Genomic DNA, 26006 nt, shown 5'->3' on the forward strand with positions numbered 1-26006 from the left:
AGCTCCTAGAGATGATTGTCGCTGTTTGCAGCCGATCTTAGCAGACTGCCTTCTGCTTAATAAAGTTATCTACGCACGCTTCGATTTCGGCGGCGGTGGCAAAGCTCAGCGCCTGGTCGGCCATGGCCTTCACATCTTCGAAGTTGGTGTTGCGGATAAGCTTCTTGATACGCGGTACAGAGATGGCGCTCATGGAGAACTCATCCAGACCCATACCCAGCAGCAGCAGGGTGGCGCGTTCGTCACCAGCCAGTTCACCGCACATACCGGTCCACTTGCCATTGTCATGGGAAGCGTCGATCACCATCTTGATCAGGGTCAGGACGGAGGGTGACAGCGGGTTGTACATGGCGGAAATCATCTCGTTACCACGGTCGACAGCCAGGGTGTACTGGGTCAGGTCGTTGGTACCGATACTGAAGAAATCCACTTCCTTGGCCAGATGATGAGCCATCACGGCCGCGGCCGGGGTCTCGATCATGATACCGACTTCGATGGATTCATCAAAGGCTTTGCCTTCGGCACGCAGTTCGGCTTTCAGCGTCTCCACGGTAGCTTTCAGGCTGCGGAACTCTTCGACGGAGATGATCATCGGGAACATGATGCGCAGTTTGCCGAAGGCAGACGCACGCAGGATGGCCCGCAGCTGGGCGTGCATGATGTCGGTGCGATCGAAGAAGATACGCACGGCACGCCAGCCCAGGAAGGGGTTCATCTCTTTCGGGAAATTCATGTAGGGCAGTTCTTTGTCGCCGCCGATGTCCATGGTACGGACGATGATCGGTTGATCCGGCATGGCTTCGGCCACTTCTTTGTAAGCCTTGAACTGCTCGTCTTCGGTCGGCAGCGCGTCACGGTCCATGAACAGGAACTCGGTACGGTACAGACCAACGCCTTCGGCGCCGTTGCGGATGGCGCCTTCGGTATCCTTGACGGTCCCGATATTGGCGCACACTTCGACCTGGTGGCCATCCAGAGTGATGGCAGGCAGGTCTTTGAGCTTGGCCAGCTCGTCCTTCTCGGCCTGGAACTGGGCCTGGAACTTCTTGGCTTCGTTCAACTGGTCGGCGGTCGGGTTGATGATGACCTGGTTGTTGATCGCATCCAGCACCAGCATGTCACCGTTCTTGACGCGCTCGGTGATGTCGTTGGTGCCCACGACGGCCGGCAGCTCCAGGGAGCGGGCCATGATGGAGGTGTGGGAGGTACGGCCACCGATGTCGGTGACGAAGCCCAGCACGTATTTCAGGTTGATCTGAGCGGTTTCAGAGGGGGTCAGGTCTTTGGCGACCAGGATGACCTCTTCGTCGATGGTGCTCAGGTTGACAACGGCGATGCCCAGTACGTTTTTGACCAGACGGGTGCCGATGTCACGGAAGTCGGTGGCGCGCTCACGCAGATAGGGGTCATCCAGATCGGCCATCATCTTGGCGTACTGTTCGATCACCTCGTGAACGGCTCTGTCGGCAGAGGCCTTGTGTTCTTTGATGAAGGATCTGATATCCCCTTCCAGCTCTTCATCTTCGAGCAGCATGATGTGGCCTTCGAAGATGGCCTCTTTTTCTTCACCGAAGGTGCGACCGGCCATCTCTTTGATGGCTTCCAGCTGTGCGGCTGACTTGGTGCGGGCTTCGAGGAAGCGGTTGATCTCGGCATCAATCTGTTCGGCGGGAATCTTGCCCTGATTGATAACGATTTCATCTTCTTTCAGAAGAAGCGCCTTGCCGAATGCGATACCGGGGGACGCAAGAATGCCAGATATCATAATCCTTCCTATTAAAACGACTGTGGGGGAGGAATAAAGCTGGATTACTCCAGCTCGTCCATCAGGGCAACCAGCTTCTCAACGGCTTTCTGAGCGTCCGGGCCGTCAGCCTGGATGGTCACGTTGGTGCCTTTGGTCAGACCCAGGGTCTGGAGCTTGAACAGGCTCTTGGCGCTGGCGGATTTGCCACCGGAGACCACAGTGATCTCGCTTTGGAATTCTTTGGCTTCTTTCACGAACTGAGCTGCAGGACGGGTGTGCAGGCCGTTTTCAGCAGTAATAACAACAGACTTCTCGTACATGGTTTCACCCCATATTATTGATATTGTTTGGAGAGATGGTCGCCAATGAGGCTTCCTGTCTCACCGTGTCAGTATGGATATGTTGTAAAGTAACGAAATCAGACCTGCAATGGTTTAATCCAGGTCAATTTTCTGTGCAGTATTCGGCGTCGTGGCCAGGTATTTTTTCGCTATCAGGCTGCAAGCCGCGTCAGGCCTGGCCTGAAATTATTTTATAACGAAAAATAACACTTTGTTACCTTGTGATACCTTGCCAGCAAACACCTCGTGACGCCGCACAGGATATGAGATTTATCACAGAATGTCTGCTTTTTTTGTCATATCCAAGTTTGTTATTTTACCTCAAAAAATAAGGGGCCGAGTGGCACTGGTGGCTAGAGAGTTTAGCGCATAATGAAAACGGCGCTCCGAGGAGCGCCGTCGTTTTGGTGTTGGCTGATCAACTACTGCTGCAACTCCTGCTCGCTGAACACACCGGCGAAGAGGGCGCTGGAGAGGTAACGCTCGGCGGCGCTCGGCAGGATGACGACAATCGTTTTCCCTTCGAACTCCGGCTGCTCGGCCAGACGGTTGGCTGCGACCACGGCAGCGCCGGAGCTGATACCGGCCAGGATCCCTTCCTCTTCCATCAGGCGGCGGGCCATCTCGATGGCTTCGTCACTGCTCACCTGCTCGACGCGGTCCAGCAGGCTCAAATCCAGGTTGCCCGGGATGAAGCCGGCGCCGATGCCCTGGATCTTGTGGGGACCGGGCTTTATCTCTTCACCCGCCAGTTTCTGGCTGATGACGGGAGATTCGCTGGGCTCGACCGCCACGGAGACGATGGCCTTGCCTTTGGTCTTCTTGATGTAGCGGGAGACCCCGGTGATGGTGCCGCCGGTGCCGACGCCCGCCACGAACACATCCACCTCGCCATCGGTGGCGTCCCAGATCTCGGGGCCAGTGGTCTGCTCGTGGATTTCCGGGTTGGCCGGGTTTTCAAACTGTTGCAGCAGCACGTACTTGCCCGGCTCGGATTCGAGGATCTCGTTGGCCTTGGCAATGGCGCCCTTCATGCCGAGGGGGCCTTCGGTCAGCACCAGGTTGGCACCCAGGGCCTTGAGCAGTTTGCGGCGCTCCAGGCTCATGGTGGCCGGCATGGTCAGGGTGATGGGATAGCCGCGGGCCGCAGCCACGAATGCCAGGGCAATGCCCGTGTTGCCGCTGGTGGGCTCAATGATCTCCTTGCCCTTGGTCAGCACGCCGCGTTTCTCGGCATCCCAGATGAGGTTGGCACCGATCCGGCACTTGACGCTGAAGCTCGGGTTGCGGCTCTCGATCTTGGCCAGCACGCGGCCCTTGGTAACACGGTTGAGACGAACAAGCGGGGTGTTGCCTATGGTCTGGCTGTTGTCCTCAAAAATTTTGCTCATGGTGCTATCCCTGTGTTTGTTAAGGCGATGAAACAAGATTACCCTGTGGTTTCTGAATGAGAAGTGACGAATCGTTATAACAATATGTTATTACAACATATAGAACTTATTCTCTCTTGCCGAGGGGGCTCCCGCTGCCTGGGCATCCAATGGAAGGGATCTCATGGGATTTGCAGGAAGCGACCGCTATCTCGCATCACAGGCACTGAAGATGGCCGTCGATGCCGCCATCGTGCTGGAGAAGCCGCTGCTCATCAAGGGTGAGCCCGGTACGGGCAAGACAGTGCTGGCGGAGGCGGTAGCCGAATCCCTGGGTGCCGAGCTCATCAGCTGGCACATCAAGTCCACCACCAAGGCCCAGCAGGGGCTCTACGAATACGATGCCGTCGCCCGGCTGCGAGACTCCCAGCTCGGCGACCCCAGGGTAGGGGAGATAGGCCACTACATCCGCCGGGGCAAGCTGTGGCAGGCCTTCAGCGCAGATCAGCGGCCAGTGCTGCTCATCGATGAAATCGACAAGGCGGACATCGAGTTTCCCAACGATCTGCTGCTGGAGCTGGATCGGATGGAGTTTGATGTCTACGAGACCGGCGAGCGCGTGAAGGCGCGCCAGCGTCCCGTGGTCATCATCACCTCCAACAACGAAAAAGAGCTGCCGGACGCCTTCCTGCGCCGCTGTTTCTTCCACTACATCCGCTTTCCCGACAAGGCCGAGATGCAGGCCATCGTCAAGCTCCATTACCCCGACCTCAAGGAGCGGCTGCTCGACGAGGCGATGACGCTCTTCTTTGAGCTGCGTGCGGTAGAGGGGCTGCGCAAGAAGCCGTCCACCTCCGAGCTGCTGGACTGGATCCGGCTGTTGTTGGCGGACGATATCGCCCCCGAAGCCCTGCGCACCCGTGAGCCCGGCAAGCTGGTGCCCGCTCTCTACGGTGCCCTGCTCAAGACGGAGCAGGACTTGCACCTCTTCGAGAAGCTCGCCTTCCTGGCGCGCCGCGGCGGCTGAATGCTCATCGACTTCTTCCTTCACCTGCGCCGCCACAAGCTTCCTTGCAGCCTGCGGGAGTTGCTCGACCTCCACGCGGCGCTGGCAGCCAGACTGACCAGCCTCGACATGGACGAGTTTTACCAGCTATCCCGCTGCCTGCTGGTGAAAGACGAGGCGCACTACGATCGCTTCGATCGCGCCTTCGCCGAGTATTACGAGGGATTGGCCGCCATCCCCCTGTTGCCGGAGAGCCTGCCTGACGACTGGCTGCGCCAGGAGTTCGAGCGACTGTTAAGCCCGGAGGAGAAGGCGTTGCTCCAATCCCTTGGCGGGCTGGACAAACTGCTAGAGACCCTCAATCAGCGGTTAAGCGAGCAGAAAGCGCGCCACGCGGGCGGCAACAAGTGGGTCGGCACCGGGGGCTGCAGCCCGTTCGGTCACGGCGGCTATAACCCGGAAGGGATCCGCATGGGGGGAGAGGGCCAGCACGGGCGGGCGACCAAGGTGTGGGAGGCGCGCCACTTTCGCAACTTCAGTGACGACTCGCCCCTGGGGCAGCGCGCCATCCAGCTCGCCCTGCGCAAGCTCAGGCGCTGGGTGCGCCGGGGCAATCCCGACGAGCTGGATCTCGACGACACCATCCAAAGCTCGGCCAGGCAAGGTTGGCTCGATGTGAAGCTGCGGCCCGAGCGCCACAACGGGGTCAAACTGCTGGTCTTCTTCGACGTGGGGGGCTCCATGGATGCCCACGTGGCCGAGGTGCAGCGCCTCTTTTCGGCCCTGCGCCACGAGTTCAAGCACCTGGTGTTCTTCTATTTTCACAACTGCCTCTACGACTTCGTCTGGCAGGACAATGCCAGGCGCCATGATGATCGGTTCGATACCTTGCGGCTGCTGCGCACCTACGGCAGCGACTACAGGGTGATGGTGGTGGGGGATGCGAAGATGGGCCCTTATGAAATCACCTGGCCAGGTGGCAGCGTAGAGTACTGGAACGAGGAGCCCGGCCAGGTGTGGCTCGGGCGCCTGCAACAACATTTCCCCAAGATGGTGTGGGTCAATCCGCTGCCAAGGCAGGAGTGGCTGTGGCACCCCTCCATCAAGTTGATGAACGAATTGATCGGCGGGCGGATGCACCCGCTGACCCTGGCGGGTCTGGCTGCGGCCATCGACCAGCTGTGACCCTCTGAACCCTAAAAAACAGACAAGCCGGGATTGCACCCGGCCAGGAGCAAAGATGACCTCTATCGTAATCAGTGGCTCAGGCCTCTATACCCCTCCCTTTGCCGTCAGCAATGAAGCGCTGGTGGCGGCCTTCAACCAGTACGTGGATCTCTACAACGAGGAGAACGCCTCCGCCATCGATGCTGGGCAGCTGCCTGCCAAACAGCACTCGAGCTGCGAGTTCATCGAGAAGGCCTCCGGCATCAAGAGCCGCTATCTGGTGAGCTGCGAGGGGGTGCTGGATCCCGACATCATGCAACCGCTCATGGCAGAGCGCCCGGACGATCAGCCCTCCATCATGGTGGAGATGGCGGTGGCGGCCGCCGAACAGGCGCTGATCGCCGCCGGTCGTGAACCGGGGGAGATCGATCTTGTCATCGTCGCCGCCTCCAACATGCCGCGCCCCTACCCGGCGCTGGCCATCGAATTGCAGCACTATCTCGGCGCCAGCGGCCTGGCATTCGACATGAACGTGGCCTGCTCTTCCGCCACCTTCGGGATCAAGACCGCCGCGGACATGCTGGCGGCAGGCACCGCCCGGCTGGCGCTGGTGGTCAATCCGGAGATCTGCTCGGGTCACCTCAACTTCCGCGATCGGGACAGTCACTTCATCTTCGGTGACGCCTGTACCGCCGTGCTGCTGGAACGGGAGGCCGATTGCCAGGTGGCCAACCCCTGGCAACTGGTGGCCAGCAAGCTGGTGACCCAGTACTCCAACAACATCCGCAACAACTTCGGCTTCCTGAACCGGCTCAGCCCGCGCACCCGCTACGGCGACGACAAGCTGTTCCGCCAGCAGGGGCGCAAGGTGTTCAAGGAGGTGCTGCCCATGGTGTGCGATCAGATAGCCTCCCAGCTGGCGGAGCAGGGATGGGCGGCCGATGGCTTGAGCCGGCTCTGGCTCCATCAGGCCAACCTCACCATGAACCAGTTCATCGGCCGCAAGTTGCTGGGCCATGACGCCAGCCAGCAGGAGGCGCCTGTCATCCTCGACCGCTACGGCAACACCAGCTCGGCGGGTTCCATCATCGCCTTCCACCTCTTCAACCAGGATCTGCCGAGCGGGGCTCGCGGGGTGCTCTGCTCCTTTGGGGCCGGTTACTCCATCGGCAGCCTGCTGCTGCAGCGGCGCTGAGCACCCTGTTTTGCCCATAAAAAAGCCACCCGGGAGGGTGGCTTTTTTCATGCTGCCAGAGAGGCTTTTTTCAAGCGGGTTCGATGGCAAGTACCTGACATTGCGGTTCTTTTATCTGAAAGCGCACGTTCACATCGAACAATCTGACACCGTACACCTTGTCATCCGGCTTGCCCTTCTTGTAAGCAGGGCGGGGATCCTGAGCCAGCACCTCCCTCACCAGTTCACGCAGCTCCGGGTGGGCCTTGAGCCAGGGGGCGAGCTGCTGCTCGGCCTGGGCGCTGAAGCTCACCGCCAGCGGCGGGGTGGGGGCATCGGGGGCGAAACCGCCACGGGCGTGGGGCAGGCTGTCGGCATAGGGGACATAGGGCTTGATGTCGACGACGGGGGTGCCGTCGAGCAAGTCCACGGCGCCCAGCTCGAGCCAGAGCTTGCCGCGCTCACGTCCCACCCCGTGCAGTTCGACCACGGAGAGGCCGAGGGGATTGGGGCGGAAGGTGGAGCGGGTGGCAAAGACCCCGACCCGCTCGTTGCCGCCGAGGCGCGGCGGGCGCACCGTCGGGTGCCAGCCCTGATCCATGGTCTGGTGAAACACGAAGCTGATCCAGAGATGGGAGAATTGCTCGATGCCGCGCAGCACATCGGGCTGATCATAGGGAGGAAGCAGTTCGAGGCGGGCGCGAGCCGCGCTGACCAGACCGGGCTGGCGGGGTATGGCGAACTTCTCCTTGTAGGGAGAGCGGATGATCCCTAGGGTATCGATATCGAACTTCATGGCGGATCCTGGCTGAAAACCCGGGCAATGTAGCACAGGCACGCCGAAAACGCAGGGGGAGCACCAGGACGCAGCCCCTGTGATCCCGATCCCAGACCCGGTGCCCGGGGGCTGTGTCCTGGTGCCAACTTGCGTAGGGTGGGGCGGCAAAAGGGGTGGCGGGGGAGCGGACAAGGAATCTGCTGCCCGCACCATGACGATATGCCTGGCGGCATCAGGGCGTGCCTGGGACGTGTGCTCACCATGCCAGGCCATGGCCGTTTCGGCTGCCCGTGGAGGGGCTGCAAGGAGAGGGCGCCATAGAGGAGAGACAGGGATGAAATTGTTGATTATCGGCGGCACCGGCTTTCTGGGTCGCCACCTGACCACGCTGGCCCTGGATTGGGGGCACGAGGTGACGCTGTTCAATCGCGGCCACCGCCAGCACCCGGATTGGCGGGAGCTGACCCAGCTTCACGGGGACAGAGACGGGGACCTGGCCCCCTTGCGGGGCGAGGGGCGGCACTGGGATCTGGTCATCGACACCTGCTGCTATCGCCCCGAACAGGCCGAAGGACTCTCTGACGCTCTGCTGGGGCGCTGTGATCGGCTCATCTTCATCTCCACCATCAGTGTCTATCGCGATTTTTCCCAACCCGGCATGGATGAGTCGGCCCCCTTGCACGAGATGGCAGGAGCGCTCACCGACTACGGCCCCCTCAAGGTGCTGTGCGAGTCGGTGTATCGCGCCCGCTGGGGAGATCGCCTGTGCACCCTGCGCCCCGGTGTGCTCTGCGGCCCCTTTGACCCGACCGCTCGTCTTGCCTGGTGGGTGAGGCGGGTGCAGCGGGGCGGGCACTGGCTCTTGCCGGGGCTGGGAGAGGACAGGCTGCAATACCTGGATGTGCGCGACTGCGCCGAGTTCGTGCTGCGGGCTGCCGAGCAGCGACTCGCTGGGTGCTTCAACCTGATCAAGCCCGGCATCGCACTGAACGACTGGGTGGAGCGCCTCGCTGCCCGGCTGACGCCAGTGACCCCCTTGCAGCTCGAGTGGGCTCCCTGGCGTGACCTGATGGCGGCAGGGGTGGCGCCCTGGCAAAGCTATCCCACGCTGCTGCCAAGCGAGCTGCCCGAGTATGCTGGGTATGGCACCATCAGCGCCGAGGCCGCCATCGTTCATGGGCTGAACTTTCGCCCCCTGGAGGAGACGGTTGACGATCTGGTGGTATGGCTTGCCAGCAACCCCCGGGGGCCGCTGCCGGGCATGACCCATGACGAGGAACAGGCTTTGCGACGACGAGTGGAGGTTTCCTTGTCATCGAATGCATACTAGCCGACATCATAAAGAAGAGGGCACCCCGGGGTGCCCTCTTCTCATGTGGGGTGTTCATCCATGACGGGCGCTCAGCGCAGCAATGCACCCGCGTCGGCCAGCAGGGTCCTCAGCACACTGCGATGACAGCGGGACTCCTGTTCGCAGTAGCATCCCACCGAGAAATGGGTGGTGTGGGAGAGGGCGGCCAGCAGGGCCAGATCGTGCTTCGCGGCCGGGCCGGCCATCTCGGCCTTGTACTGCTTGCAGAAGGCGGTCCACCGGGCCGGGGTGTCGGCAGTCTGACCGAGTTTCATGGTCTCGGCGCTGGGGGCCAGATTGGGGAACCAGACGTCGTACCAATCCTGGCTGGCGAACGCCGCTTTGGGCACGCCGCGAGGGGGGCGACGCACGGTGCCGATGCGAAGCCCCTCATCCTCGAGGCGGGGGCTGCCGAGTCGCACGATGGCGATCGCCATGGCAGGACTTACTTCTCTTCGGCCACTTTCAGCGCCTGACCGTAGCAGATCACCTGCTTCAGGCAGCCGGGCACGTCGCTGAACTCGGCGCACTTGTCGAAGCTGACGCCGTTGCCCCCCATGTCCGCCACGCGGCGGCGGGCCAGGGTGCGGGCTTCACCGGCATTGGGCACCGCCTGGTTGGCATCGCTCTGGCAGGATTCCCCCTCGACGGTGCCGAGGTAGAGGTAGTTGAGGTCGGCGAGCTCGCTCTGCTCGTAGATCCGCACGCTCCCCGGCTTGAAGTACTCGTCGAAGTTTTCCTTGTCCAGATTGCTGTTGAAGGCGAAGTCGGCGCAACCGGAGGCAATCAGGGGCATCATCAGGATCAGGCGTTTCATATCGGCATCTTGTTGGGTGGCGAGTGGGCCATTATAGGGGGCAGTCGCCGATGGCGACCAGCCCCATTTTTAGCCATATCAATGGATTGTAGCGAGACGACCCCGGATCAGGCGGGGGCCAGTCGCCGGTGCAGGCTGCGGTAGTGATCATCTTCCAGCAGCTCCTGGTGGGGGGCACACAGACGGATGCGACCCTCTTCCATCAGGGCTACCCTGTCCATCCGTTCCAGCCCCAGCAGGCGGTGGGAGATGAGCAGCAGGGTGCGATCCGCCCCCAGGGTCAGCAGCAGATCCATGATCTCCCGTTCGGTCTGGGTATCGAGCCCTTCGGTGGGCTCGTCCAGCAGCCAGAGAGGTGCATCGTGGAGCAGGGCGCGGGCGATGCCGATGCGGCGGCGCTCCCCGCCGGAGAGCGGACGCCCGCCATCCCCGAGCCAGGCATCCAGCCCCTGTTCTGCCTGCTCACCCTCATCGTGGAGCAGAGTCCCGAGCCCCACCTGGGTGAGCACCTCGATGAGCCGTTCGTCGCTGGCTCCGGGGGCGGCCAGGGTGAGGTTGCCACGCAGGGTATCGGCAAACAGGTGGACCCGCTGGCTCACCACGGAGCAGGAGGCGCGCAGCGCCTCTTCGCTGTAACCGGTGAGGGGCTTGCCATCGAGCAGGATCTCCCCCGATAGGGCCGTCCATTCCCGGGTCAGCAATCCCATCAGGGTGGACTTGCCACAGCCGGTCTGCCCCAGCAGCGCCAGCTTCTCCCCGGCATGCAGTTGCAGGGTGCACCCTTGCAGCACGGGAGCATCCTGGCCTGGATAGGTGAAATGCAGGTCGCTTATCTGCACGGCACCCCGGGCAGCGGGGGCTTGCTGTGCTCCCCACTCCGGTGCCTTGGCCTCTTGCAGGATCTCGTTGAGACGGCGGGCGGAGGTGAGGCTGGTGGAGAGGTGCTGGAAGGCACCGGCCAGCGGCAGCAGCGCCTCGAAGCTCGCCAGGGTAGCGAACACCATGAGTGCCGTGATGGGGTCAGGGGCACTGCCACCGACGCCGTGACCGGCCAGCCAGAGCATCAGGGTCAGAGTCCAGCCGCTCAGCAACTGCACCGAGAAGGCGGCCAGGCCGCTGACGCGGGCCATGCGGGCCTGGGCCCGGATCAGGGCCTGCTCCGCCTGCTGCAATCCGGTGAGCGCCTCGGGAGCGGCGGCGAACATCTGCAGTTCGGCCTGGCCGTCCAGATAGTCCACCATGCGGGTGCGCAGGTTGGACTTCTCGGCGATGAGCTGGCGGCCCGGCGCGCGCCCGGCAAAATAGAAGACCAGGGGCAAGGCCAGCATGCCAAAGAGTAGAATGGCTCCCAGCGTCAGCGCCAGGCGACCATCGAAGAAGGAGAGGAAGAAGACCAGCCCGGCGCAGCTCAGCAGCGCCGCCCCAATGGGGGTGATGAGGCGCAGATAGACGTGATCCATGGCATCGATGTCGGCCACCAGACGGTTGAGCAGGTCAGCCTGGCGAAAACCGGCAAGGGAGCCGGGGGAGAGGGGGGAGAGCTTTTGCCAGAACCAGACCCGCAGCCGGGTCAGCACCCGGAAGGTGGCGTCGTGGCTCACGACCCGCTCGCCCCAGCGACTGGCGGTGCGCACGATGGAGAAGAAACGCACGCCCCCCGCAGGGGTCATGTAGTTGAAGGTGTCTCGGGTGGCGACCGCCAGCCCGGCGACGGCGGCGGCGGAGAGGAACCAGCCGGAGAGGGAGAGCAGGCCCATGCCGGCCACCAGGGTGACCAGGGCCAGCAGCAGGCCGATGGAGAGGCTGAGCCAGTGCTGGCGATAAAGGCGCAGGAACGGCAATAGATCAGTCATCGAGAGAGTCTCCGAAACCTTGGGATTGCGACAGGAGGCGGGCGAAGGGGCCCTGGGCCTCGCCGAGTGCGGCAAAACGTCCCTGCTCCACCAGCTTGCCGTGCGCCAGCACCAGGATGTTGTCCATCTGGCTGAGCTGATCGAGGCGGTGGGTGATCATCAGCAGGGTCTGACCTTGTGCGGCCTGTTCGAGGGCGCTCATGACGGCTCGCTCAGAATGGCGATCCAGGCTGGCAGTGGGTTCATCCAGCACCATCATCTGGGTCGTCTTGAGCAGGGTACGGGCAAGGGCGATGCGCTGGGCCTGGCCGACGGAGAGACCGCCCGCCTGATCCCCGACCCGATAGTCCAGCCCTTTCTCATTGACGAACTCCCAGGCCTGGGCGCGCTTGAGCGCGGCTTCCAGCTCGGCGTCGCTGGCGGATGGTCTGGCCAGCAGCAGGTTGTCCCGCAGGGAGCTGTGGAAGAGTTGGGGATTCTGGGAGAGCCAGCCTAGCTGCTGGCGCCACTGGCTGATGTCCAGGGTACGAAGCTCCACTCCGTTGACGCACAGGGAACCGCGATAGGGGGCAAAACCGAGCAGGGCATTGACCAGGGAGCTCTTGCCCGCGCCACTGATGCCGACCAGGGCGGTGCGCGTGCCGGCTTCCAGCGTGAAATCGAGGGGACCGACCAGCACCTTGCCCTCGGCGCTCAGCACTTCCAGGCTGCGGGCTTCTACCTTGACGGGGCCATCCGCATGGAAGGGGAGCGTCCCGGAGGCGGGTTCGCTCACGTCGGCCTCGAGAAATTCCAGCAGTTGTTCGGCGGCGCCAATGGCCTGTGCCTTGGCGTGATAGTGGGCACCGAGTTCCCGCAGCGGCGCGTAGAACTCGGGGGCGAGGAAGAGCACGAACAGGCCGGTAAAGAGGGTGACCTTGACGCCATAGCTGCCAAAGTTGAGGTGATCGATGTAGGAGAAACCGAAGTAGACGGCCACCAGGGCCACCGCGATGGCGGCGAAGAACTCCAGCACGGCCGTGCTCAGGAAGGCGAGGCGCAGTACCTCCATGGTGCGCTCGCGAAAATCTTCCGATGCATCGCGGATGGCCTCCCCTTCCGCCCGGGTGCGCATGAAAAGCTGCAGGGTGCGCAGCCCCTTGAGGCGATCGAGGAAGTGGCCTGAGAGGCGCGCCAGCGACTGGAAGTTGCGGCGGTTGGCATCGGCGGCGCCCACCCCCACCAGGATCATGAAGAGAGGAATGAGGGGGGCGGTGCCGAGCAGAATGAGGCCCGCCGCCCAGTTCACCGGGAACACGGAGACCAGGATCACCAGGGGAATAAAGACGGCGATGGCCATCTGGGGCAGATAACGGGAGAAGAAGTCTTGCATCTCTTCGATCTGCTCGAGCAGCAGGCTGGCCCAGCTACCGGCAGGGCGACGCTGGATATAGGCAGGGCCGAGCCTGGCGAGGCGGGTGAGCACCAGCTCGCGGATGGCCTGGCGCACCGCACTGCCCGCCTTGAAACTCGCCACCTCGCGGCCATAGGCCAGGGCCGCCTTGGTCAGGGTCACCAGCAACAGACTGATGAAGAGGGGAGCGGAGTGCTCCGGCGTGGAGCCTTCGATGATGAAACCGTGCAGCAGGGTCGCCAGCAACCAGGCCTGCATCACCATCAGGACGCCCTGACCCAGCCCGAAGGCGATGGAGATGCCGATCCAGCGCCGACCATGGCCCGATTGTTTGCGCAACCAGCCATAGAGATGTTTCTGTCTGTTCTTGTCCATTACCACCCTCCTCAAACGAGTGGCGCAAGACTATCGTCGCCCCCACGGCTTGGCAACCTTGCAGAACCGGGCGGAGGAACATCATTGTGTGAAAAATCGGCTTCATGCTCATTAGTTGGCCGAACAGCTTGATTTATGGCAAAAAATGCGAGGTCGGTGATTGCGCTCGGCGGCAAAAAGCATATAGTAGAGGCCACTGACGCGGGTGTAGTTCAATGGTAGAACGGTAGCTTCCCAAGCTGCATACGTGGGTTCGATTCCCATCACCCGCTCCACATTCCAGATAGCGGCACGCGCCGTTGTCCATATCAGCCAGATGGCTGTCTGTCGTGGGGATTCCCCATCACACCAAGCACGTTTTGATGCCTAGCGGGCATCGTATAATGGCTATTACCTCAGCCTTCCAAGCTGATGATGCGGGTTCGATTCCCGCTGCCCGCTCCAGTCTTCACACAAAAAGCCCACTCCTGCGAGTGGGCTTTTTGTTGTCTGTTTTTTGATGCCGGCGAGAGTGCCAGAGCGGCCAAGCTGAAAGGCGCAGACATGGAAAAGGCGCCACAGGGCGCCTTTTCAACTCGGGAGTGGGGAGGATTACTCCTGCTCCAGCTCGCCGCAGAAGCGATAGCCTTCGCCATGGATGGTGGCGATGATCTCAGGGGTGTCGCCCACGCTCTCGAAGTGCTTGCGAATACGGCGGATGGTCACGTCCACGGTGCGGTCGTGGGGCTTGAGTTCGCGGCCCGTCATCTTCTTGAGCAGCTCGGCACGGGTCTGGATCTGGCCCGGGTTCTCGCAGAAATGCAGCATGGCGCGGAACTCGGAGCGGGGCAGCTTGAACATGTCCCCTGCCGGGCTGACCAGGGCGCGGCTGTTGATGTCCAGGGCCCAGCCATTGAACAGATAACGTTCCACCAGCTTCTTCTCTTCGCCACCGGCGGCCACGTTCATGGTGCGGCTCAGCAGGTTGCGGGCACGGATGGTCAGTTCACGGGGATTGAACGGCTTGGTGATGTAGTCATCTGCGCCGATCTCCAGCCCAAGGATCTTGTCCACTTCGTTGTCGCGACCGGTCAGGAACATCAGGGCGATGTTGTCATCTTCACGCAGCTCGCGCGCCAGCAGCAGGCCGTTCTTGCCCGGCAGGTTGATGTCCATGATCACCAGGTTGATGGTGTGGCTGGTCAGGGCCTGGTGCATCTCGTCACCGTTGTTGGCTTCCAGCACGATGTAGCCTTCGGCTTCGAAGATGCTCTTGAGGGTGTTGCGGGTGACCAGCTCGTCTTCGACGATCAGAATATGTGGTGTTTGCATGAGTATTCCCAGATTCTTATCAGTTAATTATCGAAATTTTAACACTCTTTGGCGTTATCCGACCGGTCCTGAAAATTTATTACGTCATCCTGGGTATGAATATCAGGTCGAATCATCGCGAATTTGGTAACTATGTCGGCAAGCATCCCTGTGCCGTACATGGGCTCTCAACAAGTCTGAACAAGAGAAGCCCGGAGAGGTAGTCCATTACAAAAGTTGCTGCATTTTATCAGTTAACAGGCGCATAACAACACTCTTTGCCGTCAGATAGCAACTTTTTAACTCAGCTTTGATATAAGTCAATCCCCGAGTTCGCTGCATCATACTTGGGCTGACCCGCTTTTTCGCCCTTAATAAATGTAATGGGATGTAACATGTGGTTGACATGACTTTGTGGGAAAACTACAGAAAAGTGTGCTTCATCGCCCCCTTTGCGCCCCCCCACTGCCCAGCCTATGCCATTATCACGGCCTGGAACCCGGCCAGCCAGTGGGTGGGGCTGCGTCGCAATGCCCGTCGCCAGCGAGCCCTTGTCCGGCAAGTGGGCGAGTGTCCCGTCATGGGAGAGGTCTGGGGGAGCGATGAGGATGAGCGCTGGCAGGAGGCGTCGCTGTTGTTGCCGCTTTCGCTGCCAGAGGCGATCCGGCTGGCCGCCCGCTTTGGCCAGAATGCTCTCTATTGGGTGCGTGAAGGAGAGCTCTGGCTGGTGCCCGTGTTGCTGGAAGGGCCGCCCTGTCATCTGGGGGCGCTTGCGTCCCGCTGGCGGCTCAGGCCTTCGGGCTGACATGGCCCCCCGCCATCCGCACAGGGCACCCGGCCGGTGGATTGTCAGCGCCCCGACATGATGAAAGAATGAGCGGACACATTTCACTCCATGGAAGGATGATGATCATGCTGGACCTGCTGCCCGACCTTTGCGATGAACATGGCGACGCCCTTAGGATCGCTGACCCCCTGTTTCAGGACTATGGCGGCAAGGCGCTGTTTTACGGCGAGGCCGTGACCCTCTCCTGCTTTGAAGACAACAGCCTGGTGCGTGATCTGGTCAATCGTCCCGGCCATGGCAAGGTGATGGTGATCGACGGGGGCGGCTCCCTGCGTCGGGCGCTGCTCGGGGATCAGCTGGCCATCAAGGCGGTGGAGCAGGGGTGGGAGGGGATCCTCATCAATGGTGCCGTGCGGGATGTGGGGACGCTGGCGACCCTGGCGCTGGGGGTCAAGGCCCTGGCCCCCTGCCCGGTCAAGACCGAAAAACGGGGCCTGGGCACGCTGGACACCGTGGTCTCTTTTGCCGGTGTGACCATAGCGCCCGGCGACTATGTCTACGCCGACCTCAACGGTGTGCTGGTGAGCGGCGCCAGGCTCCTCTGAACCTCAGAAGTTGAAGCCCACTCCCAGAGTGAGAAAGTGTTCCGTGCTGAAGGCACTGAGTCCGTAATTGGCGGTGATGGCCAGGGAGGGTGTCACCAGCAGGCTGCTGTTGAGCTCAACCAGGGTGCTGGCCTTGCTCACCTCCAGTTGCTTGAGCTGGCTGCCGATGTTGAGTGACGGGGAGAGGCGATAGCGCACCCCAGAGCTGATATTGAACCCGGCCTGCCCGCTCTGGGGGCCGATGGCGGGGCCGGCCTCCATGTAGAGGCTGATGTCATCCTGAAGCGGGTATTGGTAGCCGGTATTGATGAGCCAGAGGTCGAAGTTGTCGCCAAGATGGCTCTGGTTGCCGAGCAGTACGCCGGAATAGCTTTTGACGTAGAGCGGGTTGTCCGATTCGGTCTGGAGAAAACTCCAGTCGGCGGCCTGAGCCGAAAAGACGAGGCTGGATGCCATGGCGATGACGAGAGACTTGACCATTCGTTTCCCCTCCCTGGGTCCGAACAGGACTACAAGCATGGCACATGCCAGCGGGGAGTAAAGGGAACCCCGATCACAATAAAAGAGTTTTGATTGACGCCGCAGTCATGGTACACAGGCCCCTCACTCCGTGTCGTTACGACACGCTCCATCACGAGGTGAACTGATGAACAACAAACTGATCCTGCTGGCCGCTCTGGCCCTGGGAGGCTGCGCCATGACTACGGGTTCCACGCTGGCACAATTGCAGGCATCGACCTGGCAACTGCAAGGGGCGAGCGGTGATACCTTCACCCTGCAGGTCGCCGGTGACAAGGTGGCGGGCAAGGGCGGCTGCAACCGCTACTTTGGCGGCATCACAGAGCAGGGTGACGGCGTGTTGACGCTGGGCGCCATGGGTTCGACGCGCATGATGTGTGCGGGGGATCTGGCCGGCAAGGAGATGAACTACCTGCAGACCCTGGAGAAGGTGGCTAGCTTCCAGATCAGCGGCAAACAGCTGGTACTCAAGGATGCCGACAAGGCCACCTTGCTGACCTTTGACGCCGTGAAATAAGCCGGAATCTCGTCAAAGGCTGTCGCAGGCGCCCCCTGCGCCAGCGTGCAGAAGAATGTGAAAAGGGACGCCATGGCGTCCCTTTTTGTGCCTGATGTCGGGTCATCCCCCTCGCTGGAAGCGAAACCGCTTCTTGCGCCGGTAGGGATAGACATCCTCGAACATCCCCTCCTTGATGTTGCTCTGCAGCATCTTCCAGTAGTTGGCATCGAAGAGCTCCTTGTGCAACTGCATCATGATCTCCCGCACCTGGGGTTTTTGCAGCAGGAAGGTGGCGAACTCCTCCGGGAAGATGTCGTTGGGTGCCACCGAATACCAGGGTTCGGCGCTCCACTCGTCCTCCGGGTAGCGGGGCGGCGGGATCTGGCGGAAGTTGCACTCCGTCATATAGCAGATCTCGTCGTAGTCGTAGAAGACCACCCGGCCGTGGCGAGTCACCCCGAAGTTCTTGAACAGCATGTCGCCGGGGAAGATGTTGGCCGCCGCGAGCTGGCGGATGGCGTTGCCGTACTCCTCCAGGGCGAGGCGGGTCTGCTGTTCGTCCGCCTGATCCAGATAGAGGTTCAGGGGGATCATCTTGCGCTCGGTGTAGAGGTGTTTGATCACCAGCTTGTCGGCGGTGAGGGTAAGCGCAGAGGGCGCCACCGCCTTGAGCTCGGCCAACAGCTCCGGCGAGATGCGATCGAGGGGAAACTCGAAGTTGGTGAACTCCTGGGTATCTGCCATGCGGCCCACTCTATCGTGCTGTTTTACCAGCCGGTATTTCTCCTTCACCTGCTCGTGGCTCACCTCCTTGGGCGGGGTGAACTCGTCTTTTATCACCTTGAACACCACATCGTAGGAGGGGAGGGTGAACACGCTCATCACCATCCCCTTGATGCCGGGCGCGATGACGAACTGCTCCCGGCTCTGGGCCAGGTGCTGCTGGTAGTGACGATAGAGCTCGGTCTTGCCGTGTTTCTGGCAGCCGATGGCGTTGTAGATTTCATAGTCCGGCTTGCGGGGCATGATCTGGCGAAGGAAGGCCACAAAGAGCGCCGGTACCGGGGCATAGACCATGAAGTAGGCGCGGGCGAAGCCGAACACGATGGAAGCAAGCTCTGGCTCGAAGATGACGGTGTCCACATAGATGCTCTGACCGGTGCTGAGCAAGGGCAGGATGAAGGGATAGACTTCGCCCTTCACCCGGATGAGCCCCACCAGATAGGCTCCCTTGTTGCGATAGAACACCTCCCTGAGCAGTTCGATGGCGAAGGGCTCCTCGTGCAGGATGGCCGGGCCGCTCTCTGCCAGATGGCGGTGGATGTCCATGATGTCCCGCTGCTTGTCTTCGAAAGGGAGGGTGAAGCTGTAATCTCCGAGCAGCTGGCTCAGGGTCTGGGGCAGGTGGGAGAGATCGGTGCGATAGATACGCAGCAAGGATCCCAGATCAGGCTTGTCACCCCGGCTCACGAAGGGGTGGATATAAAGGTTCTCGTCGCGGATGTTGCGATGGCGGAAGATGCGGCGATAGACGGAATTGAAGAAGGACTCCGCCACCTCGAAGTTCTCGCAGCGGGGCAGGAGGTCGCTGAAGGCGCCTTTCACCTGCTTGAGCAGGGCCTGGGTCGGCAGCTGCTCCCCCATCATCTGTTTGATCTGCGCCGTGGTGGCGCCGACATGGTGATCATAGAGGCGGATGCGCTCTCGACCGGCGAGCTGCACCCCCAGCCAGTCGCTGTTCTCGAAACGGCTCTTGCTGCCCTGGGTTATCTCGAGAAAGCGGCTGTAAAACGACTCAAAACGTTGCAGGATCGTCTCGGCGACCGCCTGCTCCAATGGCTGCTGCATCTCTCTCTTCCTTGTGATCTGTCGGACCCATGGCGTCAGTGCCCTGAGGCGGCGGACTCGCGTCCAAGGCCACTATGGCAACATCCAAACATCTGTTCAAGTGGCAATATTTCGGGATAAACGGTAGATTGCGCCCCTGTTTTGCCGACGGTTCGCCGCAGTTCGCGGCGTCGGCCCCATCCTGGAGAGAACCCGATGAAACTCTATTTTGTGCTGGTGTCGCCCGCCCGTGCCGCCAACGTGGGGGCTGCTGCCCGCGCCATGAAGACCATGGGCTTCGATGCCATGCGACTGGTGGGGAGCCGGGTGCACGAAGAGGAGGAGGCGAGCTGGGTTGCCCACGGGGCGCAGGAGATCCTGACGGATGCGCAAGCCTTCGACACCCTGGAAGAGGCTCTGGCGGACATGGATCTGGTGGTCGCCACCACCGCCCGGCAGCGCGGCCGCTACCAGCACTACCTCACCCCGGCGGACATTCGCGACCAGATCCGGGCCAAGCCCTCCCTCGAGAAGGTGGCCATCGTGTTTGGCTGCGAGGAGTCCGGACTCTCCAACGAACAGCTCGCCCAGGTGGATCTCATCAGCTACCTGCCTCTCAAGGTCTCATACCCGTCCCTGAACCTGGGTCAGGCGATCATGCTGTATGCCTATGAGCTGAGTCCGCTGCTCGATGACCAGAAAGTGAGCGACGAGCAGGACGTAGCAGAAAATTTCGAGAGTGCCGGGCAGGTTCGCGTGCTGAAATCAAAAACAGCAGAATTGCTTGGTGAACTCGGGGTTTCGCAGGATGAAAAACTGCATCAATGGGTGATGGACCGAGTGCCCATGCTGCCGCAGCGGGATCTCAATATGCTCCATCTGCTCTGCAAAGACCTTGCCCGCAAGTTTGGCAAGGAGGTTTAGGTTGACAGCCCCTCGCCGGGCGCGGTATTGCTAACAACCAGATTCGTTCAAGAGTGTTCGTCATGCAGCTATTCACCAACATCATCACCACCACCATTATTACCGGTACCACCACAGGTGGCACTGGGGCCGGTTGATGCGCTGACGAACAAGCACAGAAATCAGAAAAAGGCCCGTACCCACCCAGTACGGGCCTTTTTTGTTGGATTGTTTTTAGACCTATTAGCAGATCAATTTGCAGGGAATACAGGGAGATAGCGATGAGAGTGTTGAAATTTGGCGGGTCGTCACTGGCCGACGCAGAGCGTTTCTTGCGGGTTGCCGATATCGCGGTGAATACCCATGGCCAATCCCAGGTGGCCCTGGTGCTGTCGGCACCGGCCAAGGTGACCAATCACCTGGTCGCCCTGGTGGAACAGACCAGTCGCGGCATGGATGCAAGCAGTACCCTGTTCGAGATCAACGGCATCTTCTCCCGCCTGCTGGCCGGCTTGAAGGCCGCCTATCCCGCGCTGGATGACAAGGCGCTGCAGGCCCGTCTCACCGCCGAGCTGGATCAGGTCGAGCGGCTGATGCAGGGTATCCGTTTGCTGGGGCTGTGCCCGGACAACGTCCAGGCCCGCATCCTGAGCCGTGGCGAGAACCTCTCCATCGCCTTCATGCACGAGCTCTTGCGGGTGCGCGGCCTCGAGCTGGATCTCATCGTGCCCGAGCAGTTGCTGGTCACCGATGGCGGCTACCTCGAAGCCCATGTGGACATCGAAGCCTCCCGGGTGCGCTTCGCCGCCAAGGGCCTGCGCTCTGACTGTCTCTACCTGATGCCGGGCTTCACCGGTGGCAGCGACAAGGGCGAGACCGTGCTGCTGGGCCGCAACGGCTCCGACTATTCCGCCGCCGTCTTGGCCGCCTGCGTCGATGCCGAGTGCTGCGAGATCTGGACCGACGTGGAGGGCTGCTACAACTGCGACCCGCGCCTGGTCCCGGACGCCTACCTGCTCAAAACCCTCTCCTATAAAGAGGCGATGGAACTCTCCTACTTCGGTGCCAAGGTGCTGCACCCGAAGACCATCGCCCCCGTGGCCCAGTTCCACATCCCCTGCCTCATCAAGAACAGCTTCAACCCTCAGGGTCCGGGTACCCTCATCGGGGTCGATCAGGGGGATGACGATCTGAAGGTGAAGGCGATCTCGGATCTCTCCGGCATGTGCATGTTCAACGTCTCCGGTCCCGGCATGAAGGGCATGGTGGGCATGGCCGGTCGCATCTTCTCCGCCGTCTCCCGCGCCGGGGTCAGCATCGTGCTGATCACCCAGTCGTCCTCCGAGTACAGCGTCAGCTTCTGTATCCACAGCTACGACAGCGACAAGACCCGCAAGGTGCTGGAGCGCGAGTTCGAGCTGGAGTTCAAGAACCAGTTGCTGGACCCGCTCGAGATCATGACCGATCTGGCCATCATCTCCCTCATCGGCGATGGCATGCGCACCTCCAAGGGGATGGCGGCGCGCTTCTTCACCTCCCTGGCCCAGGCCTCCATCAACATCGTCGCCATCGCACAAGGGTCGAGCGAGCGCTCCATCTCCGCGGTCGTGCGCTCCGGCAAGGTGGCGGAAGCCATCAAGGCGTGCCACCAGAACTTCTTTGGCAGCCAGCAGTTCATCGATCTCTTCGTGGTCGGGGTGGGCGGCGTCGGTGCGGCCCTGGTGGATCAGATTGCCCGCCAGCAGCCGGTACTGGCCGAGCAGGGCACCGGCCTGCGGGTGGTCGGCATCGCCAACAGCCGCCAGATGGCGGTCAACAAGGATGGTCTGGCCCTCGCCAACTGGCGTGAACAGCTGGTGGAAGCACAAGGCAGCTTCAGCCTGGAGGCGGTGAAGAAGCTGGTGGAAGAGAGCCACCTCATCAACCCGGTGATCGTGGATTGCACCTCGAGTGAAGCCGTGGCCGTCCAGTACGCCGATTTCCTCGGGGCCGGTTTCCACGTGGTCACCCCGAACAAGAAGGCGAACACCGGGTCCCTGGATTACTACAAGGCGCTGCGCCGCACCGCCCGCCAGACCCGCCGCAAGTTCCTGTACGAGACCAACGTGGGCGCGGGCCTGCCGGTCATCGAGAACCTGCAGAACCTGATCAAGGCCGGCGACAAGCTGCGCGCCTTCGACGGCATCCTGTCCGGTTCCCTCTCCTTTATCTTCGGCAAGCTGGACGAGGGCATGGCCTTCTCAGAGGCCACCCAGATCGCCCGCGGCAACGGCTTCACCGAGCCGGATCCCCGCGACGATTTGAACGGCATGGACGTGGCCCGCAAGCTCCTGATCCTGGCCCGTGAGGCCGGCATGGCGCTGGAGCTCTCCGATGTGGAGGTGGAGCAGGCGCTGCCGCCGGGCTTCGACGTCAGCGGCGACGTGGAAGCCTTCATGGCCCGTCTGCCCGAGGCCGACGGCTGGTTCCGCGACCAGTTCGCGGCGGCCCAGCGTGAAGGCAAGGTGCTGCGCTACGTCGGCTCCATCGAGGGGGGCAAGTGCAAGGTCGCCATCAAGGCGGTGGGCGGTGACGAGCCGCTGTTCAAGGTGAAAGACGGGGAGAACGCGCTCGCCTTCTTCTCCACCTATTACCAGCCCATCCCCCTGGTGCTGCGCGGCTATGGCGCAGGGACCGAAGTGACCGCCGCCGGCGTCTTCGCCGACGTGCTGCGCACCCAGAACTGGAAGCAGGAGTTATAAGCATGAGTTCAGCGATGAACCCGAATGTGGAAGTGGGCGGCAGCGTGGTGGCCTATGCACCGGCCTCCAGCGCCAACCTGAGCGTGGGCTTTGACGTCCTGGGGGCGGCGCTCGCCCCCGTGGATGGCTCCCTGCTGGGGGACAGGGTCCAGGTGAAGCGGGCCGATGTGCCCTTCGCCCTCTCCTCCGTGGGCCGCTATGCCCACAAGTTGCCGGACGATCCCAAAAAGAACATCCTCTACGACTGCTGGGTCGCCTACGGCGAGGCGCTGGAGAAGCGCGGCCTCGGGCTCCAACCCCTGGAAATGGTGCTGGAGAAGAACCTGCCGGTGGGCTCGGGCCTGGGATCGAGTGCCTGCAGCGTCGTGGCGGCGCTGGAAGGGCTCAACGCCTTCCACGGTGCGCCCCTGAATGAACACGACCTGCTGCTGCTGATGGGGGAGATGGAAGGGAAGATCTCCGGCTCCGTCCATTACGACAACGTGGCGCCCTGTTATCTGGGCGGCATGCAGCTGGTGCTGGAGGAGGGGGGCGTCATCAGCCAGGGCATCCCGGTGTTTGACGAGTGGTACTGGGTGGTCTGCTACCCGGGCACCGTGGTCTCCACCGCCGCCGCCCGCGCCATCCTGCCGGCCCAGTATCGCCGCCAGGACTGCCTCACCTATGGCCGCCGGCTGGCCGCCTTCGTGCATGCCAGCTACAGCCGCCAGGAAGGGCTGGCCGCCAGCGTCCTGAAAGACGTGATCGCCGAGCCTTATCGCGCGGCCCTGATTGAAGGCTTCAACGAGGTGCGGGCCCAGGGGGCCCAGAACGGGGCGCTGGCCACCGGCATCTCGGGGTCCGGTCCCACCGTGTTCGTGGTGATGAAGGATCTGGCCCAGGCCGAACGCATGAAAGAGTGGATGGAAGCGCACTTCGTGCGCAATGAAGATGGATTTGCCCGGGTCTGCAAACTGGACATGGCCGGGGCACGGGTAACAGGAAGCGAGCTATGAATCTTTACAACATCAAGGACAAGAGTGAACAGGTGAGCTTCGCGCAGGCGGTGCGTCAGGGGCTGGGCCGCGAGCAGGGGCTGTTCTTCCCAGAGACCCTGGAGCCGCTTGCCGACGTGGATGCCCTGCTGGATCTGCCGCTGGCCGAGCGCTCGGCCCGCATCCTGAGCCGCCTGCTGGGTGACGAAGTACCGGCTGCCAAGGTGAGCGAGCTTATCGACACCGCTTTCACCTTCCCGGCGCCCCTGGTGAAGCTCAAAGATGGCACCTATGCCCTCGAGCTGTTCCACGGCCCGACCCTGGCGTTCAAGGATTTCGGCGGCCGCTTTATGGCCCAGTGTCTGGCTGCGTTCAGAACCAATGACAAGATCACCATCCTCACCGCCACCTCCGGCGACACCGGCGCCGCCGTGGCCCACGCCTTCTACGGCCTGGAGGGGATTGAAGTGGTGATCCTCTACCCCAAGGGCAAGATAAGCCCCTTGCAGGAGGCGCTTTTCTGCACCCTCGGCGGCAACATCCGCACCCTCGCCATCGACGGTGACTTCGATGCCTGCCAGGCGCTGGTCAAAGATGCCTTCGACGATGAAGGGCTCAAGACCGCCATCGGCCTCAACTCCGCCAACTCCATCAATATCAGCCGCCTGCTGGCCCAGGTTTGCTACTACTTCGAAGCCGTGGCCCAGTTGCCGAAAGCCGATCGCGCCAAGGCGGTCATCAGCGTGCCGTCCGGCAACTTTGGCAACCTCACCGCGGGTCTCATCGCCAAGGCGCTGGGGCTGCCGGTGAAGCGCTTTATCGCCGCCACCAACGCCAACGACACCGTGCCGCGCTACCTGAAAACCGGCCAGTGGGAGCCTCACCAGACAGTCGCGACCCTGTCGAACGCCATGGACGTGAGCCGCCCCAACAACTGGCCGCGCGTGGAAGAGCTGTGCCGTCGCAAGGGCTGGGCGCTGGAAACCTTGGGCTCAGGGATGCGCGACGATGCCCAGACCCGCGATGCGTTGCAGCGCCTGCATCAGCTGGATTACCTGTGCGAGCCCCACGGGGCGATTGCCTGGGATCTGCTGAACGAGCAGCTTGGGCAAGACGAGGTCGGTGTGTTCCTCTGCACCGCCCATCCGGCCAAGTTCAAGGAGTCGGTGGACGAGATCCTGAATCTGGATGTGCCGCTGCCGGGCCCGCTCGCCAAGCACGCCGCGCTGCCGCTCCTGTCTCACGATCTGCCCGCTGACTTTGGCCGCCTCAAGGCCTTCCTGCTCGGTTAAGCCGTCATGAGACGCTGACGATCCCCCGCTTTTTCACGAGAGCGGGGGATTTTTTTATGTCCGGTATTGATGTCCGGTATTGGGCGGGGAACCCGGCCTATACCCCTGAAACAAGGAGCACGGCATGAGCCCGCATCCCCTTCGCACCCTGATCGAGACCTGTGACGCCGCCATCTCCCGGCGCGACTTCGACGCCCTGATGACCTTCTACGCCGAAGACGCCGCCCTGGTGGTGCGCGGCATTCCCGCCATCCGCCGCGCCTTCACTGCCATCTCCGATTACTTTGACGGTCAGCTTGAGGTGACACAGGGGACCATGGAGGTGATCGAGGGGGCCGACAATGCCCTGGTGATCATGGAGACCCGGCTGCGATATCCGGGCGGGGAGGGGTGGATCGACGAGACCCGGCGCGCTACCTATGTGTTTCGCAAAGAGCCAGGCGGGCAGTGGCGCTGCACGGTGGACAACTCCTACGGCACCACGCTGCTGGGGGCGCAGCAGCCCGGCGATCGGCCTGCAACTGACTAGCGCAGTCACACTGGCTCGACGTAGCCAGTGTGCGTGTATAGCGTGCGTAATCAAGGCTCACCATCAAGGCCGTGCAGCCAGACCGGTTAGTCAGATTGAGTTGTCAGATCGAGTAGCAAGAGCCAAGCCATCCAGGCCGGGGAACCCGAGCCGCACGCAGGGCACCGCTCTGCCTGGGAGGGGGCATCACAGCGCAGCCAACGGCGCAACTCCCCGTTTTGGTTGTGCCTCACAACCTGCTGGCAGAAAGTGCGCTGACAGTGATTGCTGCGACGTTTTTACGAATCTGGTTTGCACTCTCGTTGTTATGCTCGCCCCTGGCAGCACAACCCTGTATGTGGGTCATTTCCGGCCCCCCGTGGCCCGTTGACCCGGTCTGCCGTGGCTGCTAATCAGGGGACTGCTTGACACCCTTCATGGACGAGCAGGGCCGCAGATGCCTCGACGGCGCGGCTTATCGACAACAACACCACAGTGCAGGGAGCAAACCATCATGTGGCCGTACCGAAAAATAGTGACCCAGTCCCTCAAAACCCCCCTGATGATCGCCAGGATCATCTTCTACTTCGCCTTGGGAAGGTGCGAACAAGTCCCTGATATGAGATCATGTTTGTCATCTGGAGCCATGAAAAAGGGTTCATCATGAGTCATCAGCTCACCTTCGCCGA

At 61.9% G+C, this 26006-nt stretch carries 23 protein-coding genes, 2 tRNA genes and 1 other annotated feature; of the genes, 14 read left to right on the top strand and 11 right to left on the bottom strand.

Features of this window, described 5'->3' with window-relative positions; all coding sequences use genetic code 11:
• Nucleotides 1-37: 37 nt before the first annotated feature.
• The 3 genes from ptsI to cysK form a co-directional block, all read right to left on the bottom strand.
• Entirely contained in the window at nucleotides 38-1765 is a 1728-nt protein-coding gene (ptsI, locus tag AB5Y54_RS01935) for a phosphoenolpyruvate-protein phosphotransferase PtsI (RefSeq protein WP_041213301.1), read from the bottom strand.
• Between the two features lie 44 nt (nucleotides 1766-1809).
• On the bottom strand, nucleotides 1810-2067 hold the full coding sequence (locus tag AB5Y54_RS01940) for an HPr family phosphocarrier protein (RefSeq protein ID WP_005303128.1): 258 nt from the start codon (nucleotides 2065-2067) through the stop codon (nucleotides 1810-1812).
• 443 nt (nucleotides 2068-2510) lie between these two features.
• Nucleotides 2511-3479 carry a cysteine synthase A gene (gene cysK / locus AB5Y54_RS01945; protein ID WP_010673571.1) on the bottom strand — a complete coding sequence of 323 codons (969 nt, stop codon included), beginning with the start codon at nucleotides 3477-3479 and terminating at the stop codon, nucleotides 2511-2513.
• A 163-nt stretch (nucleotides 3480-3642) separates the two neighbouring features.
• Here cysK and AB5Y54_RS01950 point away from each other — a divergent pair, with 163 nt between their 5' ends.
• Genes AB5Y54_RS01950 through AB5Y54_RS01960 form a run of 3 tightly spaced genes read left to right on the top strand, consistent with a single transcriptional unit; the run spans nucleotide 3643 to nucleotide 6826 of the window.
• On the top strand, nucleotides 3643-4485 hold the full coding sequence (locus tag AB5Y54_RS01950; protein WP_324061760.1) for a MoxR family ATPase: 843 nt from the start codon (nucleotides 3643-3645) through the stop codon (nucleotides 4483-4485).
• Entirely contained in the window at nucleotides 4486-5649 is a 1164-nt protein-coding gene (locus AB5Y54_RS01955; RefSeq protein ID WP_368153158.1) for a VWA domain-containing protein, read from the top strand.
• Nucleotides 5650-5704: 55 nt separating this feature from the next.
• Nucleotides 5705-6826 carry a beta-ketoacyl-ACP synthase III gene (locus tag AB5Y54_RS01960; RefSeq protein ID WP_201985005.1) on the top strand — a complete coding sequence of 374 codons (1122 nt, stop codon included), beginning with the start codon at nucleotides 5705-5707 and terminating at the stop codon, nucleotides 6824-6826.
• 70 nt (nucleotides 6827-6896) lie between these two features.
• On the opposite strand, the gene tsaA is transcribed toward AB5Y54_RS01960, so the two are convergent.
• A complete protein-coding gene (gene tsaA / locus AB5Y54_RS01965; RefSeq protein WP_041214760.1) occupies nucleotides 6897-7601 on the bottom strand; it encodes a tRNA (N6-threonylcarbamoyladenosine(37)-N6)-methyltransferase TrmO in 705 nt (234 codons plus the stop codon).
• A gap of 316 nt (nucleotides 7602-7917) precedes the next feature.
• Here tsaA and AB5Y54_RS01970 point away from each other — a divergent pair, with 316 nt between their 5' ends.
• Nucleotides 7918-8913 (top strand): NAD-dependent epimerase/dehydratase family protein, encoded by a 996-nt coding sequence (locus AB5Y54_RS01970; RefSeq protein ID WP_368153159.1) that lies wholly within the window; start codon nucleotides 7918-7920, stop codon nucleotides 8911-8913.
• A 71-nt stretch (nucleotides 8914-8984) separates the two neighbouring features.
• Here AB5Y54_RS01970 and AB5Y54_RS01975 read toward each other — a convergent pair whose 3' ends face one another.
• The 4 genes from AB5Y54_RS01975 to cydD all read right to left on the bottom strand — a co-directional run bounded on the left by AB5Y54_RS01975 (nucleotide 8985) and on the right by cydD (nucleotide 13372).
• A complete protein-coding gene (locus AB5Y54_RS01975) occupies nucleotides 8985-9371 on the bottom strand; it encodes a DUF488 domain-containing protein (protein ID WP_368153160.1) in 387 nt (128 codons plus the stop codon).
• Between the two features lie 8 nt (nucleotides 9372-9379).
• Nucleotides 9380-9751, bottom strand: coding sequence for an Rcs stress response system protein RcsF (gene rcsF / locus AB5Y54_RS01980; RefSeq protein ID WP_010673578.1), 372 nt, complete (start codon nucleotides 9749-9751; stop codon nucleotides 9380-9382).
• A 107-nt stretch (nucleotides 9752-9858) separates the two neighbouring features.
• Nucleotides 9859-11604: a cysteine/glutathione ABC transporter ATP-binding protein/permease CydC gene (gene cydC, locus AB5Y54_RS01985; protein ID WP_128273699.1), complete on the bottom strand. Its 1746-nt coding sequence runs from the start codon at nucleotides 11602-11604 to the stop codon at nucleotides 9859-9861.
• Nucleotides 11597-13372, bottom strand: coding sequence for a cysteine/glutathione ABC transporter permease/ATP-binding protein CydD (gene cydD, locus AB5Y54_RS01990; protein WP_042864200.1), 1776 nt, complete (start codon nucleotides 13370-13372; stop codon nucleotides 11597-11599). Before cydD ends, cydC begins: the two co-directional genes overlap by 8 nt.
• 201 nt (nucleotides 13373-13573) lie before the next feature.
• On the opposite strand from cydD, the gene AB5Y54_RS01995 reads away from it, so the two are divergent.
• Nucleotides 13574-13647: transfer RNA gene (locus tag AB5Y54_RS01995), tRNA-Gly, on the top strand.
• Nucleotides 13648-13741: 94 nt separating this feature from the next.
• Nucleotides 13742-13816, top strand: a tRNA-Gly gene (locus tag AB5Y54_RS02000).
• 147 nt (nucleotides 13817-13963) lie between these two features.
• Here AB5Y54_RS02000 and arcA read toward each other — a convergent pair.
• Nucleotides 13964-14683 (bottom strand): two-component system response regulator ArcA, encoded by a 720-nt coding sequence (gene arcA / locus AB5Y54_RS02005; protein WP_010673581.1) that lies wholly within the window; start codon nucleotides 14681-14683, stop codon nucleotides 13964-13966.
• Between the two features lie 385 nt (nucleotides 14684-15068).
• Here arcA and AB5Y54_RS02010 point away from each other — a divergent pair, with 385 nt between their 5' ends.
• Both AB5Y54_RS02010 and AB5Y54_RS02015 read left to right on the top strand, forming a co-directional pair.
• Complete coding sequence (locus tag AB5Y54_RS02010; RefSeq protein WP_244073219.1) at nucleotides 15069-15467, top strand: DUF3293 domain-containing protein; 399 nt, start codon at nucleotides 15069-15071, stop codon at nucleotides 15465-15467.
• 107 nt (nucleotides 15468-15574) lie between these two features.
• Nucleotides 15575-16054 carry a putative 4-hydroxy-4-methyl-2-oxoglutarate aldolase gene (locus tag AB5Y54_RS02015; RefSeq protein WP_048208766.1) on the top strand — a complete coding sequence of 160 codons (480 nt, stop codon included), beginning with the start codon at nucleotides 15575-15577 and terminating at the stop codon, nucleotides 16052-16054.
• Nucleotides 16055-16057: 3 nt separating this feature from the next.
• Here the strand turns inward: AB5Y54_RS02015 and AB5Y54_RS02020 are convergent, their stop codons facing one another.
• Nucleotides 16058-16534 carry a hypothetical protein gene (locus AB5Y54_RS02020; RefSeq protein WP_039039355.1) on the bottom strand — a complete coding sequence of 159 codons (477 nt, stop codon included), beginning with the start codon at nucleotides 16532-16534 and terminating at the stop codon, nucleotides 16058-16060.
• 166 nt (nucleotides 16535-16700) lie between these two features.
• Between AB5Y54_RS02020 and AB5Y54_RS02025 the strand changes: the two genes are divergently transcribed.
• Nucleotides 16701-17090, top strand: coding sequence for an META domain-containing protein (locus AB5Y54_RS02025; protein ID WP_039039356.1), 390 nt, complete (start codon nucleotides 16701-16703; stop codon nucleotides 17088-17090).
• Between the two features lie 102 nt (nucleotides 17091-17192).
• On the opposite strand, the gene aceK is transcribed toward AB5Y54_RS02025, so the two are convergent.
• Nucleotides 17193-18920, bottom strand: coding sequence for a bifunctional isocitrate dehydrogenase kinase/phosphatase (gene aceK, locus AB5Y54_RS02030; protein WP_104454506.1), 1728 nt, complete (start codon nucleotides 18918-18920; stop codon nucleotides 17193-17195).
• Between the two features lie 195 nt (nucleotides 18921-19115).
• Between aceK and AB5Y54_RS02035 the strand changes: the two genes are divergently transcribed.
• The 5 genes from AB5Y54_RS02035 (at nucleotide 19116) to AB5Y54_RS02055 (ending at nucleotide 25338) form a co-directional block, all read left to right on the top strand.
• Nucleotides 19116-19823, top strand: coding sequence for a tRNA/rRNA methyltransferase (locus tag AB5Y54_RS02035; RefSeq protein ID WP_039039357.1), 708 nt, complete (start codon nucleotides 19116-19118; stop codon nucleotides 19821-19823).
• A gap of 72 nt (nucleotides 19824-19895) precedes the next feature.
• Nucleotides 19896-20026: a sequence feature (Thr leader region), on the top strand.
• 57 nt (nucleotides 20027-20083) lie between these two features.
• Nucleotides 20084-22543: a bifunctional aspartate kinase/homoserine dehydrogenase I gene (gene thrA, locus AB5Y54_RS02040; protein ID WP_104454504.1), complete on the top strand. Its 2460-nt coding sequence runs from the start codon at nucleotides 20084-20086 to the stop codon at nucleotides 22541-22543.
• A 2-nt stretch (nucleotides 22544-22545) separates the two neighbouring features.
• The gene (gene thrB, locus AB5Y54_RS02045) at nucleotides 22546-23538 is read left to right on the top strand and encodes a homoserine kinase (RefSeq protein ID WP_368153161.1); all 993 of its coding nucleotides are present in this window, start codon (nucleotides 22546-22548) and stop codon (nucleotides 23536-23538) included.
• Nucleotides 23535-24809, top strand: coding sequence for a threonine synthase (gene thrC / locus AB5Y54_RS02050; protein ID WP_368153162.1), 1275 nt, complete (start codon nucleotides 23535-23537; stop codon nucleotides 24807-24809). The genes thrB and thrC overlap by 4 nt, the downstream gene beginning before the upstream one ends.
• Before the next feature lie 124 nt (nucleotides 24810-24933).
• Complete coding sequence (locus AB5Y54_RS02055) at nucleotides 24934-25338, top strand: DUF4440 domain-containing protein (RefSeq protein ID WP_368153163.1); 405 nt, start codon at nucleotides 24934-24936, stop codon at nucleotides 25336-25338.
• The last annotated feature ends 668 nt before the right edge of the window (nucleotides 25339-26006 follow it).

The organism is Aeromonas sp. s9 (genome assembly GCF_040907765.1).
GTDB classification, from domain to species: Bacteria; Pseudomonadota; Gammaproteobacteria; order Enterobacterales; family Aeromonadaceae; genus Aeromonas; species Aeromonas caviae.

Coding starts and splice junctions, on each gene's coding strand:
- ptsI (WP_041213301.1), bottom strand. CDS start 1,765: ATGATATCTGGCATTCTTGCGTCCCCCGGTATCGCATTCGGCAAGGCG.
- AB5Y54_RS01940 (WP_005303128.1), bottom strand. CDS start 2,067: ATGTACGAGAAGTCTGTTGTTATTACTGCTGAAAACGGCCTGCACACC.
- cysK (WP_010673571.1), bottom strand. CDS start 3,479: ATGAGCAAAATTTTTGAGGACAACAGCCAGACCATAGGCAACACCCCG.
- AB5Y54_RS01950 (WP_324061760.1), top strand. CDS start 3,643: ATGGGATTTGCAGGAAGCGACCGCTATCTCGCATCACAGGCACTGAAG.
- AB5Y54_RS01955 (WP_368153158.1), top strand. CDS start 4,486: ATGCTCATCGACTTCTTCCTTCACCTGCGCCGCCACAAGCTTCCTTGC.
- AB5Y54_RS01960 (WP_201985005.1), top strand. CDS start 5,705: ATGACCTCTATCGTAATCAGTGGCTCAGGCCTCTATACCCCTCCCTTT.
- tsaA (WP_041214760.1), bottom strand. CDS start 7,601: ATGAAGTTCGATATCGATACCCTAGGGATCATCCGCTCTCCCTACAAG.
- AB5Y54_RS01970 (WP_368153159.1), top strand. CDS start 7,918: ATGAAATTGTTGATTATCGGCGGCACCGGCTTTCTGGGTCGCCACCTG.
- AB5Y54_RS01975 (WP_368153160.1), bottom strand. CDS start 9,371: ATGGCGATCGCCATCGTGCGACTCGGCAGCCCCCGCCTCGAGGATGAG.
- rcsF (WP_010673578.1), bottom strand. CDS start 9,751: ATGAAACGCCTGATCCTGATGATGCCCCTGATTGCCTCCGGTTGCGCC.
- cydC (WP_128273699.1), bottom strand. CDS start 11,604: ATGACTGATCTATTGCCGTTCCTGCGCCTTTATCGCCAGCACTGGCTC.
- cydD (WP_042864200.1), bottom strand. CDS start 13,372: ATGGACAAGAACAGACAGAAACATCTCTATGGCTGGTTGCGCAAACAA.
- arcA (WP_010673581.1), bottom strand. CDS start 14,683: ATGCAAACACCACATATTCTGATCGTCGAAGACGAGCTGGTCACCCGC.
- AB5Y54_RS02010 (WP_244073219.1), top strand. CDS start 15,069: ATGACTTTGTGGGAAAACTACAGAAAAGTGTGCTTCATCGCCCCCTTT.
- AB5Y54_RS02015 (WP_048208766.1), top strand. CDS start 15,575: ATGCTGGACCTGCTGCCCGACCTTTGCGATGAACATGGCGACGCCCTT.
- AB5Y54_RS02020 (WP_039039355.1), bottom strand. CDS start 16,534: ATGGTCAAGTCTCTCGTCATCGCCATGGCATCCAGCCTCGTCTTTTCG.
- AB5Y54_RS02025 (WP_039039356.1), top strand. CDS start 16,701: ATGAACAACAAACTGATCCTGCTGGCCGCTCTGGCCCTGGGAGGCTGC.
- aceK (WP_104454506.1), bottom strand. CDS start 18,920: ATGCAGCAGCCATTGGAGCAGGCGGTCGCCGAGACGATCCTGCAACGT.
- AB5Y54_RS02035 (WP_039039357.1), top strand. CDS start 19,116: ATGAAACTCTATTTTGTGCTGGTGTCGCCCGCCCGTGCCGCCAACGTG.
- thrA (WP_104454504.1), top strand. CDS start 20,084: ATGAGAGTGTTGAAATTTGGCGGGTCGTCACTGGCCGACGCAGAGCGT.
- thrB (WP_368153161.1), top strand. CDS start 22,546: ATGAGTTCAGCGATGAACCCGAATGTGGAAGTGGGCGGCAGCGTGGTG.
- thrC (WP_368153162.1), top strand. CDS start 23,535: ATGAATCTTTACAACATCAAGGACAAGAGTGAACAGGTGAGCTTCGCG.
- AB5Y54_RS02055 (WP_368153163.1), top strand. CDS start 24,934: ATGAGCCCGCATCCCCTTCGCACCCTGATCGAGACCTGTGACGCCGCC.